Source organism: Corynebacterium sp. HMSC05E07, assembly GCF_001807225.1.
GTDB classification, from domain to species: Bacteria; Actinomycetota; Actinomycetes; order Mycobacteriales; family Mycobacteriaceae; genus Corynebacterium; species Corynebacterium singulare.
On the sequence record NZ_KV788275.1, the window covers coordinates 81,282 to 81,611 of the forward strand.

1 CRISPR repeat array is annotated in these 330 nt (G+C 63.0%).

Annotated features, from left to right (window positions below):
* Positions 1–329: direct repeats of the CRISPR family, unit length 24 nt; unit sequence GCTCATCCCCGCTTACGCGGGGAG.
* Position 330: the final 1 nt, after the last annotated feature.

The window sequence follows — 330 nt, forward strand, 5'->3', positions numbered from 1 at the left end:
GCTCATCCCCGCTTACGCGGGGAGCACGCCGTAGTCAGCGCATACTGATTCACGTCATACGGCTCATCCCCGCTTACGCGGGGAGCACTCAACCTACGTCCCCTATGACTGGTGCTATTTGGGCTCATCCCCGCTTACGCGGGGAGCACGGTATTCGTAAAGCGTGGAATGCCGTCGGAAAAGGCTCATCCCCGCTTACGCGGGGAGCACTCCGCAATATCCTCGCGGACTTCCGCCAACTTCGGCTCATCCCCGCTTACGCGGGGAGCACGCGGTGTCGGCTAGGGAGGCCTCTCATTCTGCGGGCTCATCCCCGCTTACGCGGGGAGC